This window comes from Pseudomonas sp. G.S.17 (assembly GCF_038096165.1).
Classification (GTDB): Bacteria; Pseudomonadota; Gammaproteobacteria; order Pseudomonadales; family Pseudomonadaceae; genus Aquipseudomonas.
This window is the reverse complement of sequence record NZ_CP151076.1, coordinates 3,346,620-3,369,313: the sequence shown is the minus strand read 5'-3', so window position 1 is coordinate 3,369,313 and position 22,694 is coordinate 3,346,620. Positions and strand designations below refer to the sequence as shown.

At 58.3% G+C, this 22,694-nt stretch carries 16 protein-coding genes; 5 read left to right on the top strand and 11 right to left on the bottom strand.

Annotated elements, in window-relative coordinates:
- Nucleotides 1-47 precede the first annotated feature (47 nt).
- Nucleotides 48-2,078: a response regulator gene (locus AABC73_RS15850; protein ID WP_341520002.1), complete on the bottom strand. Its 2,031-nt coding sequence runs from the start codon at nucleotides 2,076-2,078 to the stop codon at nucleotides 48-50.
- The gene (locus tag AABC73_RS15845) at nucleotides 2,075-3,559 is read right to left on the bottom strand and encodes an ATPase domain-containing protein (protein ID WP_341520001.1); all 1,485 of its coding nucleotides are present in this window, start codon (nucleotides 3,557-3,559) and stop codon (nucleotides 2,075-2,077) included. Before AABC73_RS15845 ends, AABC73_RS15850 begins: the two co-directional genes overlap by 4 nt.
- 321 nt (nucleotides 3,560-3,880) lie before the next feature.
- Between AABC73_RS15845 and AABC73_RS15840 the strand changes: the two genes are divergently transcribed.
- Nucleotides 3,881-4,693, top strand: coding sequence for a crotonase/enoyl-CoA hydratase family protein (locus tag AABC73_RS15840; RefSeq protein WP_341520000.1), 813 nt, complete (start codon nucleotides 3,881-3,883; stop codon nucleotides 4,691-4,693).
- Nucleotides 4,694-4,709: 16 nt separating this feature from the next.
- Nucleotides 4,710-5,546 (top strand): NAD(+) diphosphatase, encoded by an 837-nt coding sequence (gene nudC, locus AABC73_RS15835; protein ID WP_341519999.1) that lies wholly within the window; start codon nucleotides 4,710-4,712, stop codon nucleotides 5,544-5,546.
- Here nudC and AABC73_RS15830 read toward each other — a convergent pair.
- The 5 genes from AABC73_RS15830 to AABC73_RS15810 form a co-directional block, all read right to left on the bottom strand.
- On the bottom strand, nucleotides 5,514-6,293 hold the full coding sequence (locus AABC73_RS15830) for a TSUP family transporter (RefSeq protein ID WP_341519998.1): 780 nt from the start codon (nucleotides 6,291-6,293) through the stop codon (nucleotides 5,514-5,516). The genes nudC and AABC73_RS15830 overlap by 33 nt on opposite strands.
- Before the next feature lie 97 nt (nucleotides 6,294-6,390).
- Nucleotides 6,391-7,158 (bottom strand): SDR family oxidoreductase, encoded by a 768-nt coding sequence (locus tag AABC73_RS15825; protein WP_065835574.1) that lies wholly within the window; start codon nucleotides 7,156-7,158, stop codon nucleotides 6,391-6,393.
- Between the two features lie 26 nt (nucleotides 7,159-7,184).
- Nucleotides 7,185-8,252, bottom strand: a complete 1,068-nt coding sequence (locus AABC73_RS15820; protein WP_341519997.1) for a phosphotransferase family protein — start codon at nucleotides 8,250-8,252, stop codon at nucleotides 7,185-7,187.
- 202 nt (nucleotides 8,253-8,454) lie between these two features.
- Entirely contained in the window at nucleotides 8,455-8,769 is a 315-nt protein-coding gene (locus AABC73_RS15815; protein WP_331152694.1) for an SCP2 sterol-binding domain-containing protein, read from the bottom strand.
- A gap of 55 nt (nucleotides 8,770-8,824) precedes the next feature.
- Complete coding sequence (locus AABC73_RS15810) at nucleotides 8,825-9,535, bottom strand: histidine phosphatase family protein (RefSeq protein WP_341519996.1); 711 nt, start codon at nucleotides 9,533-9,535, stop codon at nucleotides 8,825-8,827.
- Between the two features lie 202 nt (nucleotides 9,536-9,737).
- Between AABC73_RS15810 and sohB the strand changes: the two genes are divergently transcribed.
- The gene (sohB, locus tag AABC73_RS15805; protein ID WP_341519995.1) at nucleotides 9,738-10,760 is read left to right on the top strand and encodes a protease SohB; all 1,023 of its coding nucleotides are present in this window, start codon (nucleotides 9,738-9,740) and stop codon (nucleotides 10,758-10,760) included.
- Nucleotides 10,761-10,915: 155 nt separating this feature from the next.
- On the top strand, nucleotides 10,916-14,533 hold the full coding sequence (locus AABC73_RS15800; protein WP_341519994.1) for an NEL-type E3 ubiquitin ligase domain-containing protein: 3,618 nt from the start codon (nucleotides 10,916-10,918) through the stop codon (nucleotides 14,531-14,533).
- Nucleotides 14,534-14,612: 79 nt separating this feature from the next.
- On the opposite strand, the gene AABC73_RS15795 is transcribed toward AABC73_RS15800, so the two are convergent.
- The gene (locus AABC73_RS15795; RefSeq protein WP_331152697.1) at nucleotides 14,613-15,107 is read right to left on the bottom strand and encodes a DUF934 domain-containing protein; all 495 of its coding nucleotides are present in this window, start codon (nucleotides 15,105-15,107) and stop codon (nucleotides 14,613-14,615) included.
- Nucleotides 15,091-16,749, bottom strand: coding sequence for a nitrite/sulfite reductase (locus AABC73_RS15790; RefSeq protein ID WP_331152698.1), 1,659 nt, complete (start codon nucleotides 16,747-16,749; stop codon nucleotides 15,091-15,093). The genes AABC73_RS15795 and AABC73_RS15790 overlap by 17 nt, the downstream gene beginning before the upstream one ends.
- Before the next feature lie 556 nt (nucleotides 16,750-17,305).
- On the opposite strand from AABC73_RS15790, the gene AABC73_RS15785 reads away from it, so the two are divergent.
- Nucleotides 17,306-18,331, top strand: a complete 1,026-nt coding sequence (locus AABC73_RS15785) for an ABC transporter substrate-binding protein (protein WP_341519993.1) — start codon at nucleotides 17,306-17,308, stop codon at nucleotides 18,329-18,331.
- Between the two features lie 12 nt (nucleotides 18,332-18,343).
- On the opposite strand, the gene AABC73_RS15780 is transcribed toward AABC73_RS15785, so the two are convergent.
- Both AABC73_RS15780 and metH read right to left on the bottom strand, forming a co-directional pair.
- Nucleotides 18,344-18,574: a DUF2970 domain-containing protein gene (locus AABC73_RS15780; RefSeq protein WP_341519992.1), complete on the bottom strand. Its 231-nt coding sequence runs from the start codon at nucleotides 18,572-18,574 to the stop codon at nucleotides 18,344-18,346.
- 105 nt (nucleotides 18,575-18,679) lie between these two features.
- A complete protein-coding gene (metH, locus tag AABC73_RS15775; RefSeq protein WP_341519991.1) occupies nucleotides 18,680-22,387 on the bottom strand; it encodes a methionine synthase in 3,708 nt (1,235 codons plus the stop codon).
- Between the last annotated feature and the right edge of the window lie 307 nt (nucleotides 22,388-22,694).

Sequence of the window (22,694 nt, the reverse complement as noted above, 5' to 3'; positions counted from 1 at the left end):
AACAACGCCACTGACTGCCAGGTCCATGGCGTTGCAAGGCGCGTACATCAGGCCTCGATCATTTCCCGAACCTTGGCCGTCAAATGATCGAAGGCGAACGGCTTGGTAATCATTTGCATGCCATCGTCGAGGAATCCCGCACGCACGGCGGCATGCTCGGCATAACCGGTAATAAACAGCACCTTGAGTCCCGGTCGCAGCTGCCGACCAATTTCCGCCAACTGACGCCCGTTCATGCCGGGAAGGCCGACGTCGCTGATCAATAGATCAATGCGTTGCCCGGACTCCAGAATCGGCACGGCGGTATCCGCTGCTCCGGCAACCAAAAACTGGTAACCCAATTCGCTGAGCACTTCGCTGACCAGCGCGCGTACCGCCGGATCATCTTCGACGATCAGTACCGTCTCTCCGGCGTTCGCCTGGGTCGCATTGGTTTCATAGGCAAGATCATCCTGAGTTTGTTCGCCCTTGAAGCGCGGCAGGAACAACTGCACCGTCGTGCCGTTGCCCACTTCACTCTTGATCGACACGTGGCCATGGGATTGCTTGCTGAAGCCATAGATCATCGACAGCCCAAGCCCCGTTCCCTGACCTATGGGTTTGGTGGTGAAGAACGGGTCGAAGGCGCGGCTGATGACCGTGTCCGGCATGCCGTAGCCGGTGTCGCTGACGCTGAGCACGACGTAGTCGCCGGGCAGGAGATTCTCATGGGCATCGGTAAACGACCGGTCCAGACGCTGATTGAAGGTTTCGACCAACAGCAGGCCACCGTCGGGCATTGCATCACGGGCGTTCAGTACCAGATTGAGCAGGGCGCTTTCCAGTTGATTGGGGTCAGCCTCGGCGGTCCACAATTGTTCGTTGAGGCGCATTTCCAGGTGGATGCTTTCGTTGAGGCTGCGATGAATCAGCTCGCCCATGGAATTGACCAGCTGATTCATTTGCACCGGTTTGGAATCCAGCGATTGCCGACGGGAAAAGGCCAGCAAACGGTGGGTCAGGGCGGCGGCACGGTTGGCTGAGGTCACACCCAGATCGATCAGGCTGTCCAGATCCTCGGTACGCCCGCGCGCAAGGCGTCTGCGCAGCAACTCCAGACTGCCGATGATGCCGGTCAGCATGTTGTTGAAGTCGTGGGCGATGCCGCCAGTCAGCTGGCCGACCGCTTCCATCTTCTGCGACTGGCGCAGCACTTCCTCGTTATGGCGCAGCTGCGAGGTGCGCTCTTCAACCTGCTGTTCCAGTGTTTCGTTAAGGCGTCGTAACTCGTCTTCTGCCTGTTTGCGCTCACTGATATCAGAGGTAACACCTGCCAGCGAACTAACCCTGCCATTTTTGGCACGGATTGCTCTGGCGCGCACATCAACCCAGTTCAATGAGCCATCGGGCCAGACGTTGCGGTACTCAATAATGAAATCGTCACCCGAATCGAGACTGCGTTGCAGGGCCGACTGCATACGTGGCTGATCCTCGGCGTAGACCGAGTCCAGCCAATCGGCGTAAGCGAAAGTGGCGTCTTCGTCCCGGCCATAATGCGATTTGCTGATGGCCGAGCAGGTCAGGGTCAAAAACTCCGCCTCCAGCTGCCACGAGCCTAATCTGCCCGCTTTCAGGGCGTTTTGCAGGCGCTGCTCGCTTTCCAGCAGATCTTCCATGCGTGCCCGGGCTTCGTATTGCCGGCGGCGGCCACGAATAGCCGTCGTCACCAGACTGACGAGAGTTGCGGGGTGAAAAGGGCGCTCCAGGAAGGTCACGTTGCCCAGCAGCGCACCCAGGTACGCCGACGGGTTCTGTTCCGGCCCGCCATGGTGAGTCAGCAAGACAATGGGAATGTCGGACCAGGCAGGCTGGCGCTTGAGCGTTTCAAGCAGCGTGCTGATGTCGGCACCGCGCAGCGCCTCGTCGGCAATGATCGCCATGCCCGCGCCCGAACTGAGTTCTTTGCTCAACTCGAGCAGGTTCGACGTCGCCATGGCAGGGAATCCTGCTTCCTGCAGAATCGCCAGTGCGATCTGGCTGTCACGTCCACGGGGAGCGAGAATGATAGCCCGTTCCGATAGCAGCCCTGGCGTACTCACACCTCGTCATCCGGCAGCAACGGATTGTTCTCGCCAAAGTAGTGAGGAACACCGCGCAACACGCCTTGAAACGCCTCAAGCGGCGCGCCGATTTTTAGACCAGCACTGCTGATGCGATATTCGCGGATGGTCGATTCGTGAGTGCCGGTGCGTTTTTTGATGATTGAGATTGCGCGGCGAACCTGACCCATGGCTTCGAAGTAACGCAGCAGAATCACGCTGTCGGCCAGATAGGTGATGTCTACCGGGGCGCGCATGTCGCCTACCAGGACGTGCTGCGCGACAGTCATGAACGTCGATGCACCTTGGCGGTTGAGGTAGAGCAACAGCTCATGCATGTGCAGCACCAACGCATTCTCTTCAGGCATTGCTGCCTGATAGCCGTTGATACTGTCGATGACAACGGTCTTGATCTGCTTCCTGTCCACGCAACTGCGTACCCGATGGGCGAACTCGCCGGGGGACAGTTCCGCCGCGTCCACTTGCTCGATCAGCAGATTGCCGGTTTCCTGCAATGCAGCCAGGTCAATACCCAGCTTGTTCATGCGGTTGAACAGCAGGCCCATTTCTTCATCGAAGATGAACAGGCCGACACGTTCGCCGCGCGCAACCGCAGCCGCCGCGAAAACCATGGAGATAAGCGATTTACCGGTGCCGGCCGGGCCGAGGATCAGGGTACTGGACCCGCTGTCGATACCGCCTCCCAATAGCGAATCCAGCTCGGCGATGCCGCTGGAAACCACCTCTCGCTTGTATTGATTGCGATGTTCAGCCGCGACCAGTCTCGGGAACACGTGAATACCGTCGGCCATGATCGTGAAATCGTGGAAACCGCCCCGGTACTTCTGGCCACGGTATTTCACGACGCGCAAACGACGACGTTCGGCACCGTAATTGGGGTTGAGCTCTTCGAGGCGAATCACACCGTGAGCAACGCTGTGCACGGTCTTGTCCAGGGCTTCGGTCGTCAGGTCATCCAGCAGCAAGACGGTTGCATCAAAGCGCGCAAAGTAATGTTTGATGGAAAGAATTTGCCGGCGATAGCGCAACGAGCTTTGCGCCAGCAAGCGAATCTCGGAAAGGCTGTCAATAACCACCCGGGTTGGTTTGACGCGTTCGACCACTTCGAAAATTTGCCGCGTTGCTTCGCCCAGTTCCAGGTCCGAGGAATACAGCAGACTCTGATGATTCTCGGCATTGAGCAGGCTTTCCGGTGGCGTCAGCTCGAAGATGACGATGTTTTCACCCAGCTCCCAACCGTGGGACGTCGCGCCTTCGCGCAACTCAAGGTCCGTTTCCGATAGCGTGATGTACAGGCAGACTTCCCCGGCGAGCGCTCCGGCCTGAAGAAATTGCAACGCAACGGTGGTTTTACCTGTTCCGGGTTCTCCTTCGAGGAGAAACACATGACGTCGAGACAGACCTCCAGAAAGAATGTCGTCAAGACCCACGATGCCGGTTGCTGCTTTTGATGTAATCAAGAATCGCCCTCTCGCGACCTGAGAAAATTCCGCGCGGTTCTGCAGGGCGCCGGTTGGCTGGCAGGACCGCGTACTGCTTGTTGCGGGGTGAAGACCGGTTACTTGTTACTGGACCACTGGGCGAATCGGCGGTTCATAATTTCGCCTGACAGCCTCGGCTTTTTCCACGGACCGACCCAATTGCGGGTCCGGGAAATGGCGCAACCATCGCCTTCCGAGCGGCCATTAAGCCTTGTTATAGTCTGTCGGCTGACATTGCGCCGTCACCAACAATAATTGCGCCGTCGCCAACAATAAAAGTCGCCATTCAAGGAGTCACCCGTGCCCGACTATCAAGCATTTGTCGTTGAAGTTAACGAGCACATCGCTCACGTACAGATCAATCGACCGGACAAGGTCAACGCCATGGACGCTGCGTTCTGGTCCGAAATCATCGAGATCTTCCAGTGGATCGACGACACCGACGACGTGCGCGTGGTGGTGCTCAGCGGTGCCGGAAAACACTTTTCCTCAGGCATCGACTTGATGATGCTCGCGTCACTGGCCAATGAGCTGGGCAAAGACGTCGGGCGTAACGCACGCACCCTGCGCCGCACTATCTTGCGACTGCAGGCGTCTTTCACTGCCGTCGACAACTGCCGAAAGCCGGTGCTGGCAGCGATTCAGGGGTATTGCCTGGGCGGTGCCATCGACCTTATTTCCGCATGCGACATGCGCTATGCCGCCGAAGATGCGAAATTCGCCATCCGCGAGATAGACATGGGCATGGCGGCGGATGTCGGCACCTTGCAACGTCTGCCGCGCATCATTGGTGACGGCATGATGCGTGAACTCGCTTACACCGGGCGCACTGTCCTGGCCGATGAAGCGCAGCGCATTGGCCTGGTCAACAAAACTTTCGAAGATCTGCCGGCGTTGCTCGAAGGTGTGTTCGCCATCGCCCGTGAAATTGCCTCCAAGTCACCCATTGCGATTGCCGGCACCAAGGAAATGCTCACCTACATGCGCGACCACCGGATCGATGACGGTCTCGAACACGTTGCTATCTGGAACGCTGCCATGCTGCAATCAGCGGATCTGAAGCTGGCCATGGTCGCGCACATGAGCAAGCAGAAACCGATATTCGAGAATTGAGTGAAGGGAGGGTTCCATGACAAGCCTTAAACGCTGGAGTACCGCTGTGCTGGATACCGAGGTAACGGGCGGCTGGGCGGTGGTCAACGGCGAGCAAGGTTTCCTGCTGGACGACAACGGTGTGATGTTCCCCCGTGAATGGCTGAAAGCCCAGGACCTGCCGGTCATTGGCGAACACGGCATCGGCCATTTCGATGGCGAGCCGGTGTTCTTGCTGGTGCTCAAGGGCGCGGTGGAGATCGACGGTTGTCGCTGGCAGGGACTTCGGCAGTTCATGCTGGAAGGTGATTTTGCTGTGTTCCAGAAGCTTGGCTATGCGGCGCAGATCAGCACCTGGGCTCGCGAGCATCGTTTTTGCGGCAATTGCGGCCAGCCAACCCAACAAGTGCCGGGCGAGCGAGCAATGTACTGCGCGCAGGACAACCTGCGTTTCTACCCGCGCATCTCACCGAGCATGATCGTCTTGATCACCCGGGGTGACGAAGTGCTGCTGGCCCGTTCGCCGCGTTTCGTCACCGGCGTCTACAGCACCCTGGCGGGGTTTGTCGAGCCGGGAGAGTCGGTGGAAGACTGCGTTCATCGGGAGGTCATGGAAGAAGTGCAGCTCAAGATCAAGGACATCGTTTACATGGGTAGCCAGTGCTGGCCGTTTCCCCACTCGATGATGCTGGGTTTCCACGCGCAATACGAAAGCGGCGACATCGTGCCTCAGGCCGACGAAATCGAAGATGCCCGCTGGTTCAACATCCACGATCTGCCGCCGCTGCCGGCCAGCCGGTCCATTGCTCGCTACCTGATCGATTCCTATGTGGCGCGGCGCTTAGGCACCGCCGAACCAGTGTTGCCATGCTAGGCGAACGGTCAAACCCAGGACGACAGTGATAAACACCGGGCGGATGAACTTTGCACCGCCCTTGATCGCACTTTTGGCCCCGAAATAGGCGCCTGCCATGACTGCCGTGCCCATCGTCAGGCCAATCGGCCAGTCCACCTGGCCGGAAAATATGAATACCGACAGCGCCGCTGCGTTGCTGACGAAGTTCATGCTGCGCGCCACGCCGCTGGCCTTGACCAGATCCAGCGGGTAGATCAACAAACTGCTGACCGTCCAGAAAGCGCCGGTGCCTGGGCCAGCCACGCCGTCGTAGAAGCCCAGACCCAAACCTTGGGGCAGCTGCCACTTCTTTTTGATCGGGGCATTGCTGTCCAGTGGTGCCTTGGGCGTACCACCGAACAACAGATACAGGCCGCAGCCAAATACGATCACCGGCAGCATCTGGTTCAGCCATTCAGCGGGCAGATAATGCGCAACCACCGCGCCGATCACTGCACCGACCGCAGTCCCCACCAGCGCATGCACCCATTGGCGCGGATCGAACAACTTGCGTCGGTAGAAGGTAAAGCTGGCCGTCGCCGAACCAAAAGTGGAGCTGAGCTTGTTGGTGCCCAGGACCAGATGCGGCGGCAAACCGGCGGTCATGAGCGCCGGGGTGGTCAGCAAACCACCACCACCGGCGATGGCGTCGATGAATCCGGCAACAAAGGCAACAACGGCGAGCACCGCCAGGGTGGTCAGGTCGACACTGAGTTCAAAGGGCATGGTGAAGGGCTTAATAGGGCAGTTTGCGCAGAAAAGGCTGCGTCAGAAGCCGCGCATCTTAACCCCAAGCCGTCGGCATGTCAGGTCGCGCTCAGCCTCAGGACAGAAATCCCCCGTCTACATTCAGCGCAACGCCCGTGGTGTAACTGGACGCTTCGCTGGCCAGGTACAGGACCGCGCCTGCCATTTCGCTCGGTGCTGCGACACGTTTGAGGGGGATCTGCTGCAGGGCCACATTCAGGATCGCGTCGTTCTTGACCAGTGCCGAGGCAAACTTGGTGTCAGTCAGGCCGGGCAGCAGGGCGTTGCAGCGAATGCCAAACGGCGCGCATTCCTTGGCAAACACTTTGGTCATGTTGATCACGGCGGCCTTGGTCACCGAATAGATGCCCTGGAATACGCCTGGGGAAACACCATTGATCGACGCCACATTGATAATGCTGCCGCCACCACCTTCGCGCATTAATTTGCCAGCTTCGACCGACATGAAGAAATAGCCGCGAATATTCACGTCGACGGTCTTCTGGAAGGCACTCAGGTCAGTGTCCAGCACATTGCAGAACTGCGGATTGGTCGCGGCATTGTTGACCAGAATGTCCAGGCGTCCGAATTGTTCGCGTATCTGGGCAAACACTGCGCTGATCTGTTCCATTTCGCCGATATGGCAGGCAATCGCCGTAGCCTGGCCGCCATCGGCAATGATCGCGTCGGCAACCTGCTGGCAGCCGTCGATCTTGCGACTGGAGACGATGACGTGGGCACCTTGTTGAGCAAGCAGTTTGGCGATGGCCTCACCGATGCCACGGCTGGCGCCGGAGACAAAGGCGATCTTGCCGTCGAGGTCGAACAGTTGGGTCTTGGACATGTCGTGTTCCTGTCAGCGGGTGGCTGTCAAAGTGTGGATCGGGCAATCACCTGCAGGCTCATCTGCTCCAGCAGCTTGTTCATCTGAATGAACTGCGCGAAGCGTTTGTCCTGAGTCTGGCCGTGGAAGAAGCGGTAGTAAATCTGCTGCACGATACCGGCCAGGCGGAACAGGCCATAGGTGTAGTAGAAATCGAAGTTGTCGATGCGGATGCCGGCGCGTTCGGCGTAATAGTCGACAAACTCCTGGCGTGTGAGCATGCCGGGCGCGTGACTCGGCTGACGCCGCATCAACTGCACGGCGGCCGGGTCGCTGGCTTCGATCCAGTACGCCAGGGTATTGCCCAGGTCCATTAACGGGTCGCCCAGCGTGGTGAGTTCCCAATCCAGGACGCCAATGATGTTCATCGGGTTGGCAGGATCCAGCAGCACGTTATCGAAGCGATAGTCGTTGTGGACGATGGACGGCACCGGGTGGTCCGCTGGCATTTTGTCGACCAGCCAGGCTTTGACCATGTCCCATTGCGGCGCATCGGGCGTGCGGGCCTTGTCGTACCGTTCGCTCCAGCCGTGGATCTGGCGTTGGACGTAACCCTGAGGCTTGCCCAGATCACCCAGGCCGCAGGCCTGATAGTCAACGCGATGCAACTCCACCAGCTTGTCGATGAAGTTCTTGCACAGGGCTTGGGTCTGTCCGGCATCCAGACCCAGTTCCGGCGGCAGATCCGAGCGCAGGATGATGCCCTGGATGCGCTCCATGACGTAGAACTCGGAGCCGATCAGCGCTTCATCCGTGCAATGCACGTAAGCTTTCGGGCAGTAGGGAAAGGCGTCCTTGAGTTGATTGATGATGCGGTACTCGCGACCCATGTCGTGCGCAGACTTCGCCTTCTGGCCGAAGGGCGGGCGACGCAGTACGAGTTCCTGCTCGGGGTATTGGATCAGGTACGTGAGATTTGAAGCGCCACCGGGAAACTGGCTGATTTGCGCCGTGCCGCTGAGGCCGGGAATCTGCGCCTTCAAGTAGGAATCGATCAGCGCGGCGTCGAGTTCTTCGCCGGGACGGATGTCTGTGGACTGGTCAGTAAGCGCCATGCTTATCCCTTCTGCTTATTATGGTGCGGGTTAATCATTGACTAATCGAATGTAGCTCACAAGCCGAAAACCGTCTTATCGACCTGCGTGTTGCTGCCCGATCATTGACTGTGATTGCTCGGCGGGCAGGGTGCGGGACGATCTGCGGGCATAAAAAAACCGAAGCCCTGCGGCTCCGGTTTTTTTGGGCATTGTGCTGCTGTCAGGCCGGGAACAGCTCGCTCAGCTTCATTGCCAGCATCATGTCGCCTTCAGCGCGCAGCTTGCCGCCCATGAAGGCCTGCATGCCGTCGGTCTCGCCGCTGACGATGCCTTTCAGGGTTTCGCTGTCCATGACCAGAGTCACTTGGGCGTCCGGGTTTTCGCCTTCCTGCAATTCGCAGGTGCTGTCCTTGACGATCAGCGAGAAATTCTGGGTCTCGTCGATACGGAAACCGAAAACCAGGTCCAGGCCTGCAGCGGCACTAGGGTTGAACTTGGCTTTCATTGCTTGTACGGCGTCGGCTACAGAGGTCATGGTTCGATCCTTATTGTGTTGATATCGATGTCCCGAAGAACAGGGTTGGCCGGACTCAGCGATAAGTGATGAGTTCCGGCGTGTTCAACAGTTGCAAATGAGCATGACTGTTGAACGAAGCCAAAGCCACCTCGCGACCACGAAACTTGAGTTGGTTGAGCGAGGTGTTGACGATTTGCCAGTTCAGCTCAAATGCCTGCGGCGCAGGCATTCGGGTAATCAGATGCAGCAGGGCGGTAATGGTGCCGCCGGAAGTGAAGACTGCGATGCGCTCGTTCGGTCCGGCGCTTTCAAGAATGGCCAGCAGCCCGGCCTCGACCTGGGCGACGAAACCCAGCCAGCTTTGCAGGCCGTCAGTGTCGTAATCGCCACTGAGCCAGCGGCCGATAATCAGCGCGAACAGTCGCTGAAACTCGCCGCGGTGCTCGGCGGCATTGCGCATCACGTGCAGCGCTTCGGGTTCGTCAGGGAGCATGGCCGGGAGCAGGGCGCGAATTACTGCATCGGCGTCGAACTCATCGAATGCGCGGTCAATTTCCAGCAGCGGGGTCGGTAAATCAAGGGCTGTGAACTCAGCCAGTGCGGTTTCTGCCGTGTGCTGTTGGCGACGCAGGCCGCCCGCGATGCAGCGGTCGAAATTCACGCCCAACTGAGCGAGATACTTACCCAGCACCTGAGCCTGGCGAATTCCGATGGGCGACAGCACGTCGTAGTCGTCTGCGCCGAACGAAGCCTGGCCATGTCGTATCAAATAGATGCTGCCCACGTCCGCTTCGTCCCGGTACGTTGAAAGTTTTGCGAGGTTATGAGGATGCCGGGAGCGTGTCAATAAAAAAACATACGCTTGTTTGAATTGGCGTGTCGAGCGCTGTCACGACGTCCGACTGGTCGGAGCCTGACTGCGCCGGTATGCTTGAACGATCCGTTGCCCTTGCTTGGAAAGGGCGCAATCCATGTGAGGAGTATCTGTGGAGTTTTTAGCCGATTACGCCAGCTTCCTGGCCAAAACGGTCACCCTGGTCGTCGCTATCGTTGTTGTTCTGGTCGCCATCGCGTCCATGCGCGGCAAGGGTCGACGCCGTTCGGCCGGGCAGCTGCAAGTCACCAAACTCAACGATTTCTACAAAGGGCTGCGTGAGCGCCTTGAGCAATCGCTGCTCGACAAAGAGCGGGTCAAGGCGTTGCGCAAGGAACAGGGCAAGGCGCTGAAGAAAGAGAAGAAACTGGGCGAACCCAAACCTCGGGTTTACGTCATGGATTTCGACGGCGATATCAAGGCGTCCGCCACTGAAAGCATGCGTCATGAAATCACTGCGCTGCTCACTCTGGCCACCGACAAGGATGAAGTCGTCCTGCGTCTGGAAAGCGGCGGTGGCATGGTCCACAGCTATGGGCTGGCTTCCTCGCAACTGGCGCGGATTCGTCAGGCCGGTATCCCGTTGACCATCTGTATCGATAAAGTCGCTGCCAGCGGCGGCTACATGATGGCGTGCATCGGCAACAAGATCATCAGCGCACCGTTCGCGATTCTCGGCTCCATCGGCGTGGTCGCCCAGCTGCCCAACGTCAACCGCTTGCTGAAGAAACACGATATCGATTTCGAAGTCCTGACGGCGGGTGAGTACAAACGCACCTTGACCGTGTTCGGCGAAAACACCGAGAAGGGCCGTGAGAAGTTTCAGCAAGACCTGGACATCACCCACGACCTGTTCAAGAACTTCGTGGCGCGCTACCGGCCGCAACTGGCCATTGATGAAGTGGCCACTGGCGAGGTCTGGCTGGGCATGGCAGCGCTGGATAACCAACTGGTCGATGAACTGAAGACCAGCGACGAATATCTGTCCGAGCGCGCCAAGACCGCCGAGGTGTTCCACCTGCATTATGTGCAGCGCAAAAGCTTGCAGGAGCGCGTTGGCCTCGCGGCAACCGGTTCAGTAGATCGTTTGTTGCTGAACTGGTGGAGCCGCCTGACTCAGCAGCGCTTTTGGTAATACCTGCGGGTTGTACGTTTCACATCGAGCGCTTGTTGTCGTCACTGACAACAGGCGCTTTTTTATGCGCGGGATGCGGTAATTATTCAGGCTTTTTTGGTTGGGTGCGTTGATAGGCTGTGAGTCATTTATTGCAATAAGGAGATTGCAAACTCATGCCTGACGCAGTTATTGATCCGTATCGCAACCCTCTGCTGGACGCATTTGTTGCCCGTCACGGCGCGATCGTTAAAAGCCCGGCAGCGTACGCCCGGCTGGTTATCAAAGCCCATGTAAAACAAAGATGGCAACAGGATATTGAACCTGATGACGTCCGACTCAATACCTTCATTTACTCTGAGGTGCCCGGCGCAGACATATACCCGGCAACATTGCACAGCTCGTTGTCTTTGACCGACGCGTTACTGCGCAAATGGCATCAACACCTGACGATGTTCAGTGGTCTGGGCTATGTTCAGCCCTACCGTGCCAGTGGCATACCGATGCGTCTCGTCCCCTCGTTGAGTACTGACTTCCATTCATTGGTTTACGAAGGCCTGTACCGTCGATGCGAGCCGCAGACTTATGACGCGGACACTCATCTGGATATAGATCCCGCCGAATTCAAGAAATTTGTCTGGGCCACGGATTTGCGCCAGCAGTACATGGCCTATCTGCAGACATTCATCGATGCCCATGCCCGACACTATCCGGTATTGGCCAAAGCGGCTTTTCTCAAAGCAGCATTTCTACAGCGAGACGAAAACAGCCTGCTGGAGATTGATAAACAACTGGTGCTTAAAAGTCTCGGGTTGCCGGCTTCACAGCAGTGGCAGGCGTTGACGCCCGAGTTGCTGGAAGGGTCGGTGCCGACCGAGCCGCACATCGTTGTTGCTCCTTTGCAAGTTCACCGATATCGCGCCAGCGACGCATTGGTCATCAAAGACATACAGACCGGTCGTGCTGTGTTGTATGTGCCCGGCAACTCGTCGCCTCTGCACGGTTTCGCCAATGAGCAGCAGCTTGCACACTGGGCGGCTGAGCAGTGCCGTGATGTGCTCAAGCGCAGGTCGTTCGAAGGGCATTTCCCGGAAAATGACGCCCAAGATGGGGTCTTTCTCAGCGGTCTGCACAACGCCCTTGAAGGCATTGCGCGCTATCCGCGGTGGCTCAACAACGCGACCGGCATCTGGTCACCCGTTCACTGTGTCCATGCGGGCCGCAAGATCCACGGCGATCCATTTGTTTTCCTGCGCGACCGAATGGTGGAGCGGTTGCGAGCCGATGCGCTATTCAGCATCCATACCCGAGGCGATGTCCGGCTGGAAGGTTTTGCCCAAGGCTTGAACAGAAGCCTGATCTTCACCGGCGCAGTGGCTCTGATCGTGCCCGAGGCAATTCCTTATATCGTTGGGCTTTCGATTGCCCTGATAGGCGTGGGCGCTGAGCAGGCTGCGAACGGCCGGACCTTGCACGAGCGGCGTCAAGGCGGTGAGCGTGTCGTGTTCGGGCTATTGAATGCCTTGCCATTGGCAGCAGAGAAGCTCATCGCGGCTGCCAGCGAGGCGGGCGCTGCGACCGAGGAGGGGACAACCGTTACCGTCGAGCTGAAACCTGCGCGTGGCGAACCTATCGATAGCGAACCGCAGCCGAGCAACTTCATCCGGCCCCGATTTGACTATGAACCGCAGAACCTTCGGTCCCTCGATGCCAGATTGCGCGAATCATTGCGGGCGTACGAGGCGCCACCGGATTCGCTGCGCGGTCAGCCGACGATTCACGGCCCCAACGGGATGCTGGATATCTACCACCGCGAAGGTCGGTATTTCGTCGCCTTGCACGACAAGGCCTACGAAGTTCGCTGGGAGGAGGCCGCACGCCAGTGGCGAATCACCGACGACAATGGCAAGCCAGGACCTTTTCTTAAACAACAGGAAAACGATCAATGGGACATCGACCTGGGCGGGCTTAAAGGCGGAATGGAAGGCGATCAAGTGGTTCCGAGCAACCCGCTTGCAGCACCAGCGCCTGCGGTCCACCAGCAAGTCAACGCGCTGTATCCCGGATTCACCCCGGATCAGACGGCTGAATTTCTCGCGGAGCTTCGTACTAACGGTACGTCCGTCGAAATCCAGCTCGCGCGTCTGTCCATGGAATTCAAATCCCTTGAGCGCGCTCTTGAGCGCTGGGCCAAAGGGCCTATGACCTGGCGGGCAGTCACCGAAACCCACTCGATACCCGTTTCAGAGCTGGCCCGGCGTCAAGCGGCGGATATCATCAAGCGCTGCTGGCAAAGACTGACTCCGGTGGACGGCCCGGTATCGCTGCGTCTCGAGGGTTATGTGCTCGACCTGCATGGCATCGCCATGGGCGATCTGCCGCATTTGCCGGCGGACTTCAGTCACGTAACAGCGGTCAATCTGTCACGAACCTACATTTCCCAGGAAAGTGCCAGCGAGCTGATCAGCAAGACGCCCAATCTGCGTTGGCTGAATATCGAGAACAACTTTTTGCGCGGTGTGCCGACCAGCGTCGCAAGGTTGCGATACCTGACGCGCTTGTCCCTGGCCAACAACCGAATCGTCCTGACGCCGTTCATGAGGGGCTTGTTGCGTCCGCTCAGGACTTTGCGGCTGCTGAACCTGGAGCGAAATCCGTTAGGTGGGCCACTGGATGTGAGTTCCATGCCTGGACTGATCAATCTGTTCCTGCGCAGCACCGGTATGGAAGAGGCGCCGGCTGGTGTCTTTGAACTGCCTCAGTTAATGGCGCTGGACCTAAGGAATAACCGCATTTCCACGCTGCCCGATGCGTTTTTCGAAACGCCGTGGGCGGCGCATCGAACATTGCTTGATGGCAACCCGCTAGCTATTGGTACCCGGGCCCGTATCGCGCAGATCGGCGGGCCATCTGTCGTGGTGGAACCGGTGGAGGGCGTAGAGGTGTGGCTGCAGCGCACGCCTGCCCTGGCACGAAGGCAGCGGCGGACCCTGTGGGAGTTGTATGGCGCTGAAGAACACGCTGACGATTTCTTCGACCTACTGGCTCGCTTGCGAAGCTCTGCCGATTTCAATCTGACACCAGATGTGGTGACGGAGCGCGTCTGGCTACTGATGGAGGCTGGCGCCGACGATCAGACGTTGCGCAGTCGACTGGTGGCCATGGCGGCCAATCCACAGACCTGTGTTGACGGCGCCACGGTCATGTTCAGCGAGATGGAGCTGGAAGTGCTGGTGACGAAAGCGCGAGCGCTGGCGGCGGCAGGCCACGAGGGGCCGCAACTGATCAAACTGCTGCGGGGGTTGCTTCGCCTGGAGGAGGTGGACGGTATCGCCAGGGCGGATGCGGCAGGCCGGGCCGGGTTCACCGAAGATGTTGAGGTGCTGCTCGCTTACCGCGTTGGTCTGGTCAGCCGCCTGGACCTGCCACTGAGTACGCGAACCATGCAGTTTTCGAGTTCGGCGGGGGTCACCGAGGAGATGCTGGACAGGGCAGAGCAGTTGGTTGTTGGGCGCGAAACCCCATCGGCGTTGGTGGAGTTCGCCCTCAAACGGGAATTCTGGGTGACGTACCTCGAAGAGCGATACCCCGCTGAATTTCTCGCTTGCCGCAAATCCACCGAGCTGCGCATGGGCGCTCTGGACGACCTGCAAAGCGAAGGGGGCATGACCGACGGCGCTTACAAGAACGCCGCCGAAGAAATTCTGCGCCAGCGTCGGGCGGACGAAAGTACGCTGATGAAGCAATTGACTCAGGCTGAACTGGCTGGCAGCTCGGGCGCCAACAGCATTTGAGTCGGGACAAAAAAAGACCAGGCCGGATAGTTCCGGCCTGGTCTTTTGTTTACGCTGCCTGATTCACCCGAGCAGTCGTTTAGCGACGGCGAAACAGCGGCAAAGGTTCATCGGCGGCCGCTTGATAGGTTACCGAGAAATCCCGCAGGCCTTCCAGGGCTTCGTACGGATCCTTGTCTGCACGAATCGCGAAGGCATCGAAGCCGCAGCGGTGCATGTAGAACAACTGGTCGCGCAGCACGTCGCCAATGGCGCGTAACTCGCCCTTGAAACCGTAGCGATCCCGCAGCAAGCGCGCATTGGAGAAGTTGCGACCATCGGTGAACGCTGGAAAGTTCAGGGCGATGACCTGGAACTCGTTGACGTCATCACCGATTTCTTCAGCTTCTTCATCGCTGTCCAGCCACACACCCAGGCCGCCGTCACGGGCTTTGAGGGCATGAGCGTGTTCGCGCCAGAGCGCGAGAGGCACGATCAGGTCGTCGCAATTGGACAGACCATCAAGGGTCGTATCCTTTGGCAGCAAGTGCCAGGTTTCGTCGACGACTTCGTTGTTCTTAATGATTCGCTGCATAGACGCGCTCCTTGAAAGGGTCGATACCGATACGCTGGTAGGTATCGATGAACCGCTCGTCTTCGTTACGTTTTTCAACATAGACGTCGATCAGCTTCTCGATCACATCCGGCATCACGTCCTGGGCGAAGGACGGGCCGAGAATCTTGCCCAGGCTGGCGTCGCGGCTGGCGCTGCCACCCAGTGACACCTGATAGAACTCTTCGCCTTTCTTGTCCACACCCAGAATGCCGATATGCCCCACGTGGTGGTGACCACAGGCGTTCATGCAGCCGGAAATGTTCAGATCCAGCTCACCGATGTCGAACAGGTAATCCAGGTCGTCGAAACGGCGTTGGATCGATTCGGCAATCGGGATCGACTTGGCGTTGGCCAGGGAGCAGAAATCGCCGCCAGGGCAGCAGATGATATCGGTCAGCAGGCCGATGTTCGGCGTGGCGAAACCTTGCTCGCGCAGCTCATTCCACATCGTGAACAATTGTGTCTGCTCAACGTCAGCGAGAATGATGTTCTGCTCGTGGGAGGTGCGCAGCTGGCCGAAGCTGTAGCGGTCGGCCAGATCGGCGATGCCGTCCAGTTGCTTGTCAGTCACATCACCAGGTGCAACGCCGGTTGGTTTGAGCGACAGGGTCACGGCCGCATAGCCAGGCTTCTTGTGCGCCAGGACGTTGCGGGTGCGCCAGCGAGCAAAACCGGGGTGCTGTTGATCCAGCGCAGCCAGTTCGGCGGCTTGATCGGTCAACGCCCGATAGTCAGGGTCGACGAAGTGTTTGGCAACGCGATGCACTTCGGCGTCGGTCAACGTGGTCTGGCCACCGCGCAGGTGCGCCATTTCCGCGTCGACCTTTTCGGCGAACACTTCAGGTGTCAATGCCTTGACCAGAATCTTGATCCGCGCCTTGTACTTGTTATCGCGACGGCCGTAGCGGTTGTAAACCCGCAGGATGGCGTCGAGATAGCTCAGCAGATCCTGCCAAGGCAGGAACTCATTGATGAACGCGCCGACCACCGGCGTACGGCCAAGACCGCCGCCGACCAGAACACGAAAGCCCAGCTCGCCCGCAGCGTTCAGCACAGGCTCAAGGCCGATGTCGTGCACTTCGATGGCAGCGCGGTCAGTGCTGGAACCATTGATGGCGATCTTGAACTTGCGCGGCAGATAGGCGAATTCCGGGTGGAACGTCGTCCACTGACGAACAATTTCGCACCACGGACGCGGATCCACTACTTCGTCGGCAGCGACGCCGGCGAACTGATCAGTGGTCACGTTGCGCAGGCAGTTGCCGCTGGTCTGAATCGCGTGCATCTGCACGGTGGCCAGCTCAGCCAGGATATCGGGAATGTCTTCCAGCGCCGGCCAGTTGAACTGAACGTTCTGGCGGGTGCTGATGTGCGCGTAGCCCTTGTCGTAGTCACGGGCAATCTTCGCCATCATGCGCGCCTGACGGGAAGTGAGTTGCCCGTAAGGCACCGCGACCCGCAACATCGGCGCAAAGCGCTGAATATAAAGGCCATTTTGCAGGCGCAGCGGACGAAACTCTTCTTCGCTGAGTTCCCCCGCCAGGTAGCGTCGGGTCTGATCACGGAACTGCTTGACGCGGTCCTCGATGATCCGCTGATCGTACTCGTCGTATACGTACATATAGGTCCTGTTCTCAGGCAATAACGGCAAATCTGCGCGCACGGCCGCGCACTCCCAACGGAGCCGAGGGAAGATACCAGTTTGCAGTTATGCGCAAAAGTGAAGTTTGAATATATGCACAGAACGAAAAGTACTAAGCCGCTCGTCTTGCCTCGATAACCCTGCTTGTCATATGGGCATACGTCAACTTTACTGAGGTCGAGCCGACAGTCAGCACGACTGCGTGCTCTTGTTTGCAGCCACCCAAATAAGACAGACAAGAGGGATGCAATGAGTAATCACCCGAAGATCAGCAAATCCGACAGCCATGTGGATGCGTGGGCCATTTTCTTCATCATCATGCTTGTCGTGGGGGCCGCCGTTTTCTGGGTCAGTCACCAGTAGCTCAATCCGTTTAATTTAACGGTGCAGATAATCAGGTCAGCAGCCGATACGTATTCATAGGCCATTTAGCGGCGGGAATATGTCTGGCTACAGCAAGGGCTCGATTATTGGTCTACACCGGCTTGTCCGCAGCGTGCTGTTCACAGCCGGTTGCCTATGGGCAGGCTCGTCCATGGCTGTCTCCGTGGTTTTCCTGAACCCCGGCCCTGCTTCGGACGGCTATTGGCAGGCCTACGCCAGATTCATGCACGCAGCGGCGGAAAAACTCGAGATGTCCCTTGAGGTGATTTACACCGACCGGGACACTCGCAAGCTGCTGACGTACGCCCGCGAGGCGCTGCAGGGCACTAACCGCCCGGACTATCTGGTGTTCTCCAATGAGCTGAATGTCGCGCCGGAGATACTGCGTCTGTCCAGGGGCAGCGGCGTAAAACTGTTCGCGGTCAACAATACCTTGACGGCCAACCAGATCGGCATCCTCGGCGATTTATCGAAAAGCTATCCGGACTTTATCGGCAGTCTGGTTGGCAACGACGAGGAGGCGGGTTACCTCACTGCAAGTCAGTTGTTCCGCTTGGGTTCAGACACTGCGAAAGGCCAGCCGGTGGAGTTGTTGGCTTTTGCCGGCACCAATAACACACCGGTATCACTCAAGCGCGAGCAGGGCATGTATCGCGCTCTTGCGGAACATCCCGAAGTGCATCTGCGTCAGATCGTCCTGGGCGGCTGGCGCCGAGATCGTGCCTTGGAGCAGGCTAGAATCTTGCTCAAGCGCTATCCCGATATACGCCTGGTCTGGACGGCCAACGACCAGATGGCGTTCGGCGCAATGGACGCGGTGACCGAGTTAGGCAGCCAGCCAGGCAAGGACATCCTGTTCAGCTCGATCAATTGGGCGCCAGCGTCGCTGGATGCACTTCGGGATGGACGACTCAATGTGATTGCCGGTGGCCATTTCATGTTGGGCGGCCTGGCCATGGTGTTACTGCATGACTACGAAGCAACCGATCCGGCCGCGCGGCAAAACATGGGCGCGCGGGAAGCGCAGTTGATGCAACTGTTGGTGAGGGGCGACATAGAAAAAATTCGTATTGCCAGTCAGCGCGACGACTTCGGCATTGATGTGCGCCAGTTCAGCCTTGAAGGCAAGCCGGCTGGCGCGCAGTACCCGTTCATCCGCAAAACACTTGCCCCCTGATGCACGCCGGGCTTAGCTCACGGCGAAGTGCATCACCAGCTGCACCACGCCGAATAACATCGCAGCGAAAATAATCGTGAACAGCAGGCCCAGCACGGCAAAGTGCACGGGTTTGCCGTGGGTAAAGTCTCGCTCGCGATTTTTGCCACTCTGGACACCGAATGCTGCTGCCATGACGCTGTGCAGCATCTGCCAGAAGGTCGGCGGCTTGCCATTTGGCGAGTCGTTGAGTGGATCGTCCATACGCCCTCGAAGGTTTTTGTGGAAGAGGTCGCACAAAGCTTAGGCGAAAAAAAGGGGCGCATGTTTGCGCCCCTCCAGTTTGTCGCGAAACAACTTGCGTAAGCGTTACTCGTCGTAGCCCAGGTTCGGTGCCAGCCAGCGTTCGGTGACGCTCAACGCCTGGCCTTTGCGGGCGGTGTAGCTTTCGACCTGATCCTTGTCGACCTTGCCCACGGCGAAATACTGCGCTTGCGGGTGGGCAAAGTACCAGCCGCTGACTGCCGCGGCCGGGAACATCGCGTAGTGCTCGGTAAGGAACACGCCGCTTTTGCCAGGCTGGCCTTCGGGCATCGGATCGAGCAACTGGAACAGCGTGCCTTTTTCCGTGTGGTCCGGGCAGGCCGGATAGCCTGGGGCAGGGCGGATGCCGACGTATTGTTCCTTGATCAACTCGTCATTGCCCAATTGCTCGTCCTTGGCATAACCCCAGTATTCCTTGCGAACCTGTTGGTGCAGCCATTCAGCGCACGCCTCGGCGAGACGGTCGGCCAGGGCCTTGACCATGATCGCGTTGTAATCGTCGCCCTTGTCCTGATAAGCCTTGGAGACTTCCTCCGCGCCAATGCCAGCGGTGGTGATGAAGCCGCCGACATAATCCGTCACACCGCTGCTCTTGGGCGCGACGAAGTCGGCCAGCGAGAAGTTAGGCTTGCCGTCGGTCTTGATGATCTGCTGACGCAAATGGTGCAGTTTGGCGATTGCCTTGCCGTCGTCGCCATAAACTTCCAGGTCATCTTCATCCACCTGATTGGCCGGCCAGAAGCCGAACACCGCACGGGCACTGATCAGCTTTTCGTCGATCAGCTTGCGCAGCAGTTCCTGAGCATCGGCAAACAGCGACGTTGCCGCTTCGCCCACCACTTCATCGGTGAGGATGCGCGGGTATTTGCCAGCCAGGTCCCAGGAGATGAAGAACGGCGTCCAGTCGATGTATTCGGCCAGGACGTCGAGGTCGATATTTTCCAGCACTTTCGCGCCAGTAAAGGTCGGTTTTACCGGGTTATAGGTTTCCCAGTCGAACTGTGGCTTCTTGGCAATGGCCGCACCGTAGCTCAGGCGCTCGGTACGGGCACTGCGCGCCGAGGTGCGTTCACGGACCTCGATGTATTCCAGTCGGGTCTTCTCGATGAACGCTGGTTTGAGCTCCTTGGACAACAGCTGAGTCGCCACACCCACCGCGCGGGACGCATCAGTGACGTAGATAACTGCGTCGTTGCTGTATTTCGGTTCGATCTTCACCGCCGTGTGCGCCTTGGACGTTGTCGCACCGCCGATCATCAAGGGCAGGTGGAAGTCCTGACGCTGCATTTCCCGGGCAACGTGGACCATTTCGTCCAGCGAAGGCGTGATCAAGCCGGATAGGCCGATGATGTCGCACTTCTGTTCTTTGGCGACCTGCAGGATCTTTTCAGCCGGGACCATGACGCCAAGGTCGACGACGTCGTAGCCGTTACAGCCGAGTACCACGCCGACGATATTCTTGCCGATATCGTGGACGTCGCCCTTGACCGTGGCCATGAGGATCTTGCCCTTGGCTTCCGGCTTATCGCCTTTTTCCAGTTCAATGAACGGAATCAAGTGCGCTACAGCCTGTTTCATCACGCGGGCGGATTTCACCACCTGAGGCAGGAACATTTTTCCCGAGCCGAACAGATCGCCGACGATATTCATGCCGGACATCAGCGGGCCTTCGATCACCTCGATAGGCCGCGCGAACGATTGGCGGGATTCTTCGGTGTCTTCAACGATGTGCGTGGTAATACCTTTGACCAGCGCATGTTCCAGGCGCTTGTTGACCGGCCAGCCACGCCACTCTTCGGTTTCAGCTTCCTTGACGCTGCCATCGCCCTTGAACTTGTCGGCAATCGCCAACAGCGCATCGGTGCCTTCCGGGTTGCGGTTGAGCACCACGTCTTCCACGCAATTGCGCAGTTCGGCGGGGATCTGGTCGTAGATCTCCAGTTGCCCGGCGTTGACGATACCCATGGTCAGGCCATTGCGAATGGCATGCAGCAGGAACACCGAGTGGATCGCCTCGCGCACCGGATTGTTGCCTCGGAACGAGAACGACACGTTGGACACGCCGCCCGAAGTCAACGCGTGGGGCAGGTTGTCGCGGATATACGCACAGGCATTGATGAAGTCGACGGCGTAGTTGTTGTGCTCTTCGATACCGGTGGCGATGGCGAAGATGTTCGGGTCGAAGATGATGTCTTCCGGCGGGAAGCCCACTTCATTGACCAGGATGTCGTAAGAGCGTTTGCAGATTTCCTTCTTGCGCGTTTCGGTATCGGCCTGGCCTTTTTCGTCAAACGCCATCACCACCACGGCCGCGCCATAGCGCTTGCACAGTTTGGCGTGGTGAATGAACTGCTCGACGCCTTCCTTCATGCTGATGGAGTTGACGATGCCTTTGCCCTGAATGCACTTGAGACCGGCTTCGATCACTTCCCATTTCGATGAGTCGATCATGATCGGCACGCGGGAGATATCCGGCTCGCCAGCGATCAGGTTGAGGAAGGTCACCATGGCCTTCTTCGAATCCAGCATGCCTTCGTCCATGTTGATATCAATCACCTGAGCGCCAGCTTCGACCTGTTGCAGGGCGACTTCCAAGGCTTCGGTGTAGTTATCTTCACGGATCAGGCGGGCAAAACGGGCGGAACCGGTGATGTTGGTACGCTCGCCGACGTTGATGAACAGCGATTGGCGATCGATGGTGAACGGCTCAAGGCCCGACAGCCGGCAAGCTTTCGGAATGTCCGGAATGACACGCGGCGCATATTTGCTGACGGCTTCGGCGATGGCCTTGATGTGACCCGGCGTTGTGCCGCAGCAACCGCCGACGATATTAAGGAAGCCGCTCTGGGCGAATTCTTCGATGACCAGCGCGGTTTGTGCCGGAGTTTCGTCGTACTCGCCGAACTCGTTGGGCAGGCCGGCATTGGGGTGCGCCGAAATCCGCGTGCTGGCCTTGTTGGACAGCTCTTGCAGATAAGGCCGCAACTCACTGGCGCCCAGCGCGCAGTTCAAGCCTACGGAAATGGGTTTGGCGTGGCTGACCGAGTTCCAGAAGGCTTCAGTGGTCTGCCCGGAAAGCGTCCGCCCTGAGGCGTCGGTGATCGTGCCGGAAATCATGATCGGCAATTCAAAGCCGAGTTCTTCGAACACACCCTGCACGGCGAAGATTGCCGCCTTGGCATTGAGCGTGTCGAAGATGGTCTCGATCAGGATCAGGTCAGCGCCGCCCTCGATCAGGCCTTTGGTGGCTTCGGTGTAGTTTTCAACCAGCTCGTCGAAGGTGACGTTGCGATAACCGGGGTTGTTGACGTCCGGTGACAACGAGCAGGTGCGGCTGGTGGGGCCGAGCACGCCAGCGACAAAACGCGGCTTGTCCGGGGTTTCCAGGGTTTTCGCATCGGCTACTTTACGGGCCAGGCGCGCGCCTTCGACGTTCAGCTCGTACACCAGCTCTTCCATGCCGTAATCGGCCTGGGAAACCTGGGTGGCGTTAAAGGTGTTGGTTTCCAGAATGTCCGCGCCAGCGTCCAGATAGGCTTTTTCGATGGCGCCGATGACATCCGGACGGGTCAGGATGAGCAGGTCGTTATTACCTTTGACATCGCTTGGCCAGTCGGCGAAACGTTTGCCCCGGTAATCCTGCTCTTCGAGGCGGTAGCTCTGGATCATAGTGCCCATGCCGCCGTCGAGGACCAGAATCCTCTGTTGAAGAGCTTGCTGGAGAGCGTGATGGCGAGCGGTACGGTCAGACATAGGGCTACCTGGAAAAGGTCGATACAGAAAGGTCGAGATGATATCAAACCCGAACGGTTTTAGTGTTGATTACCCTTTTGCATGAATATCGTTCATGTTGCTGGTTCTTCGGCAGCAGTGACGCACGTATCTGGTGGTCAGCATTTAAATGCCGGTCAATACCGTTGAAAATCAGCGCAGGCCTTATGGAATATGGCCTGCGGCCATCTTCTGATTTGCCCCCTTTAGTCAGTTTCTGCGATCTTTTCCTCAAAAACGTGGTCCGACTCCAGGAGTGTCCGGGGGCGCGCTTCTGGTTTGCCTTTCC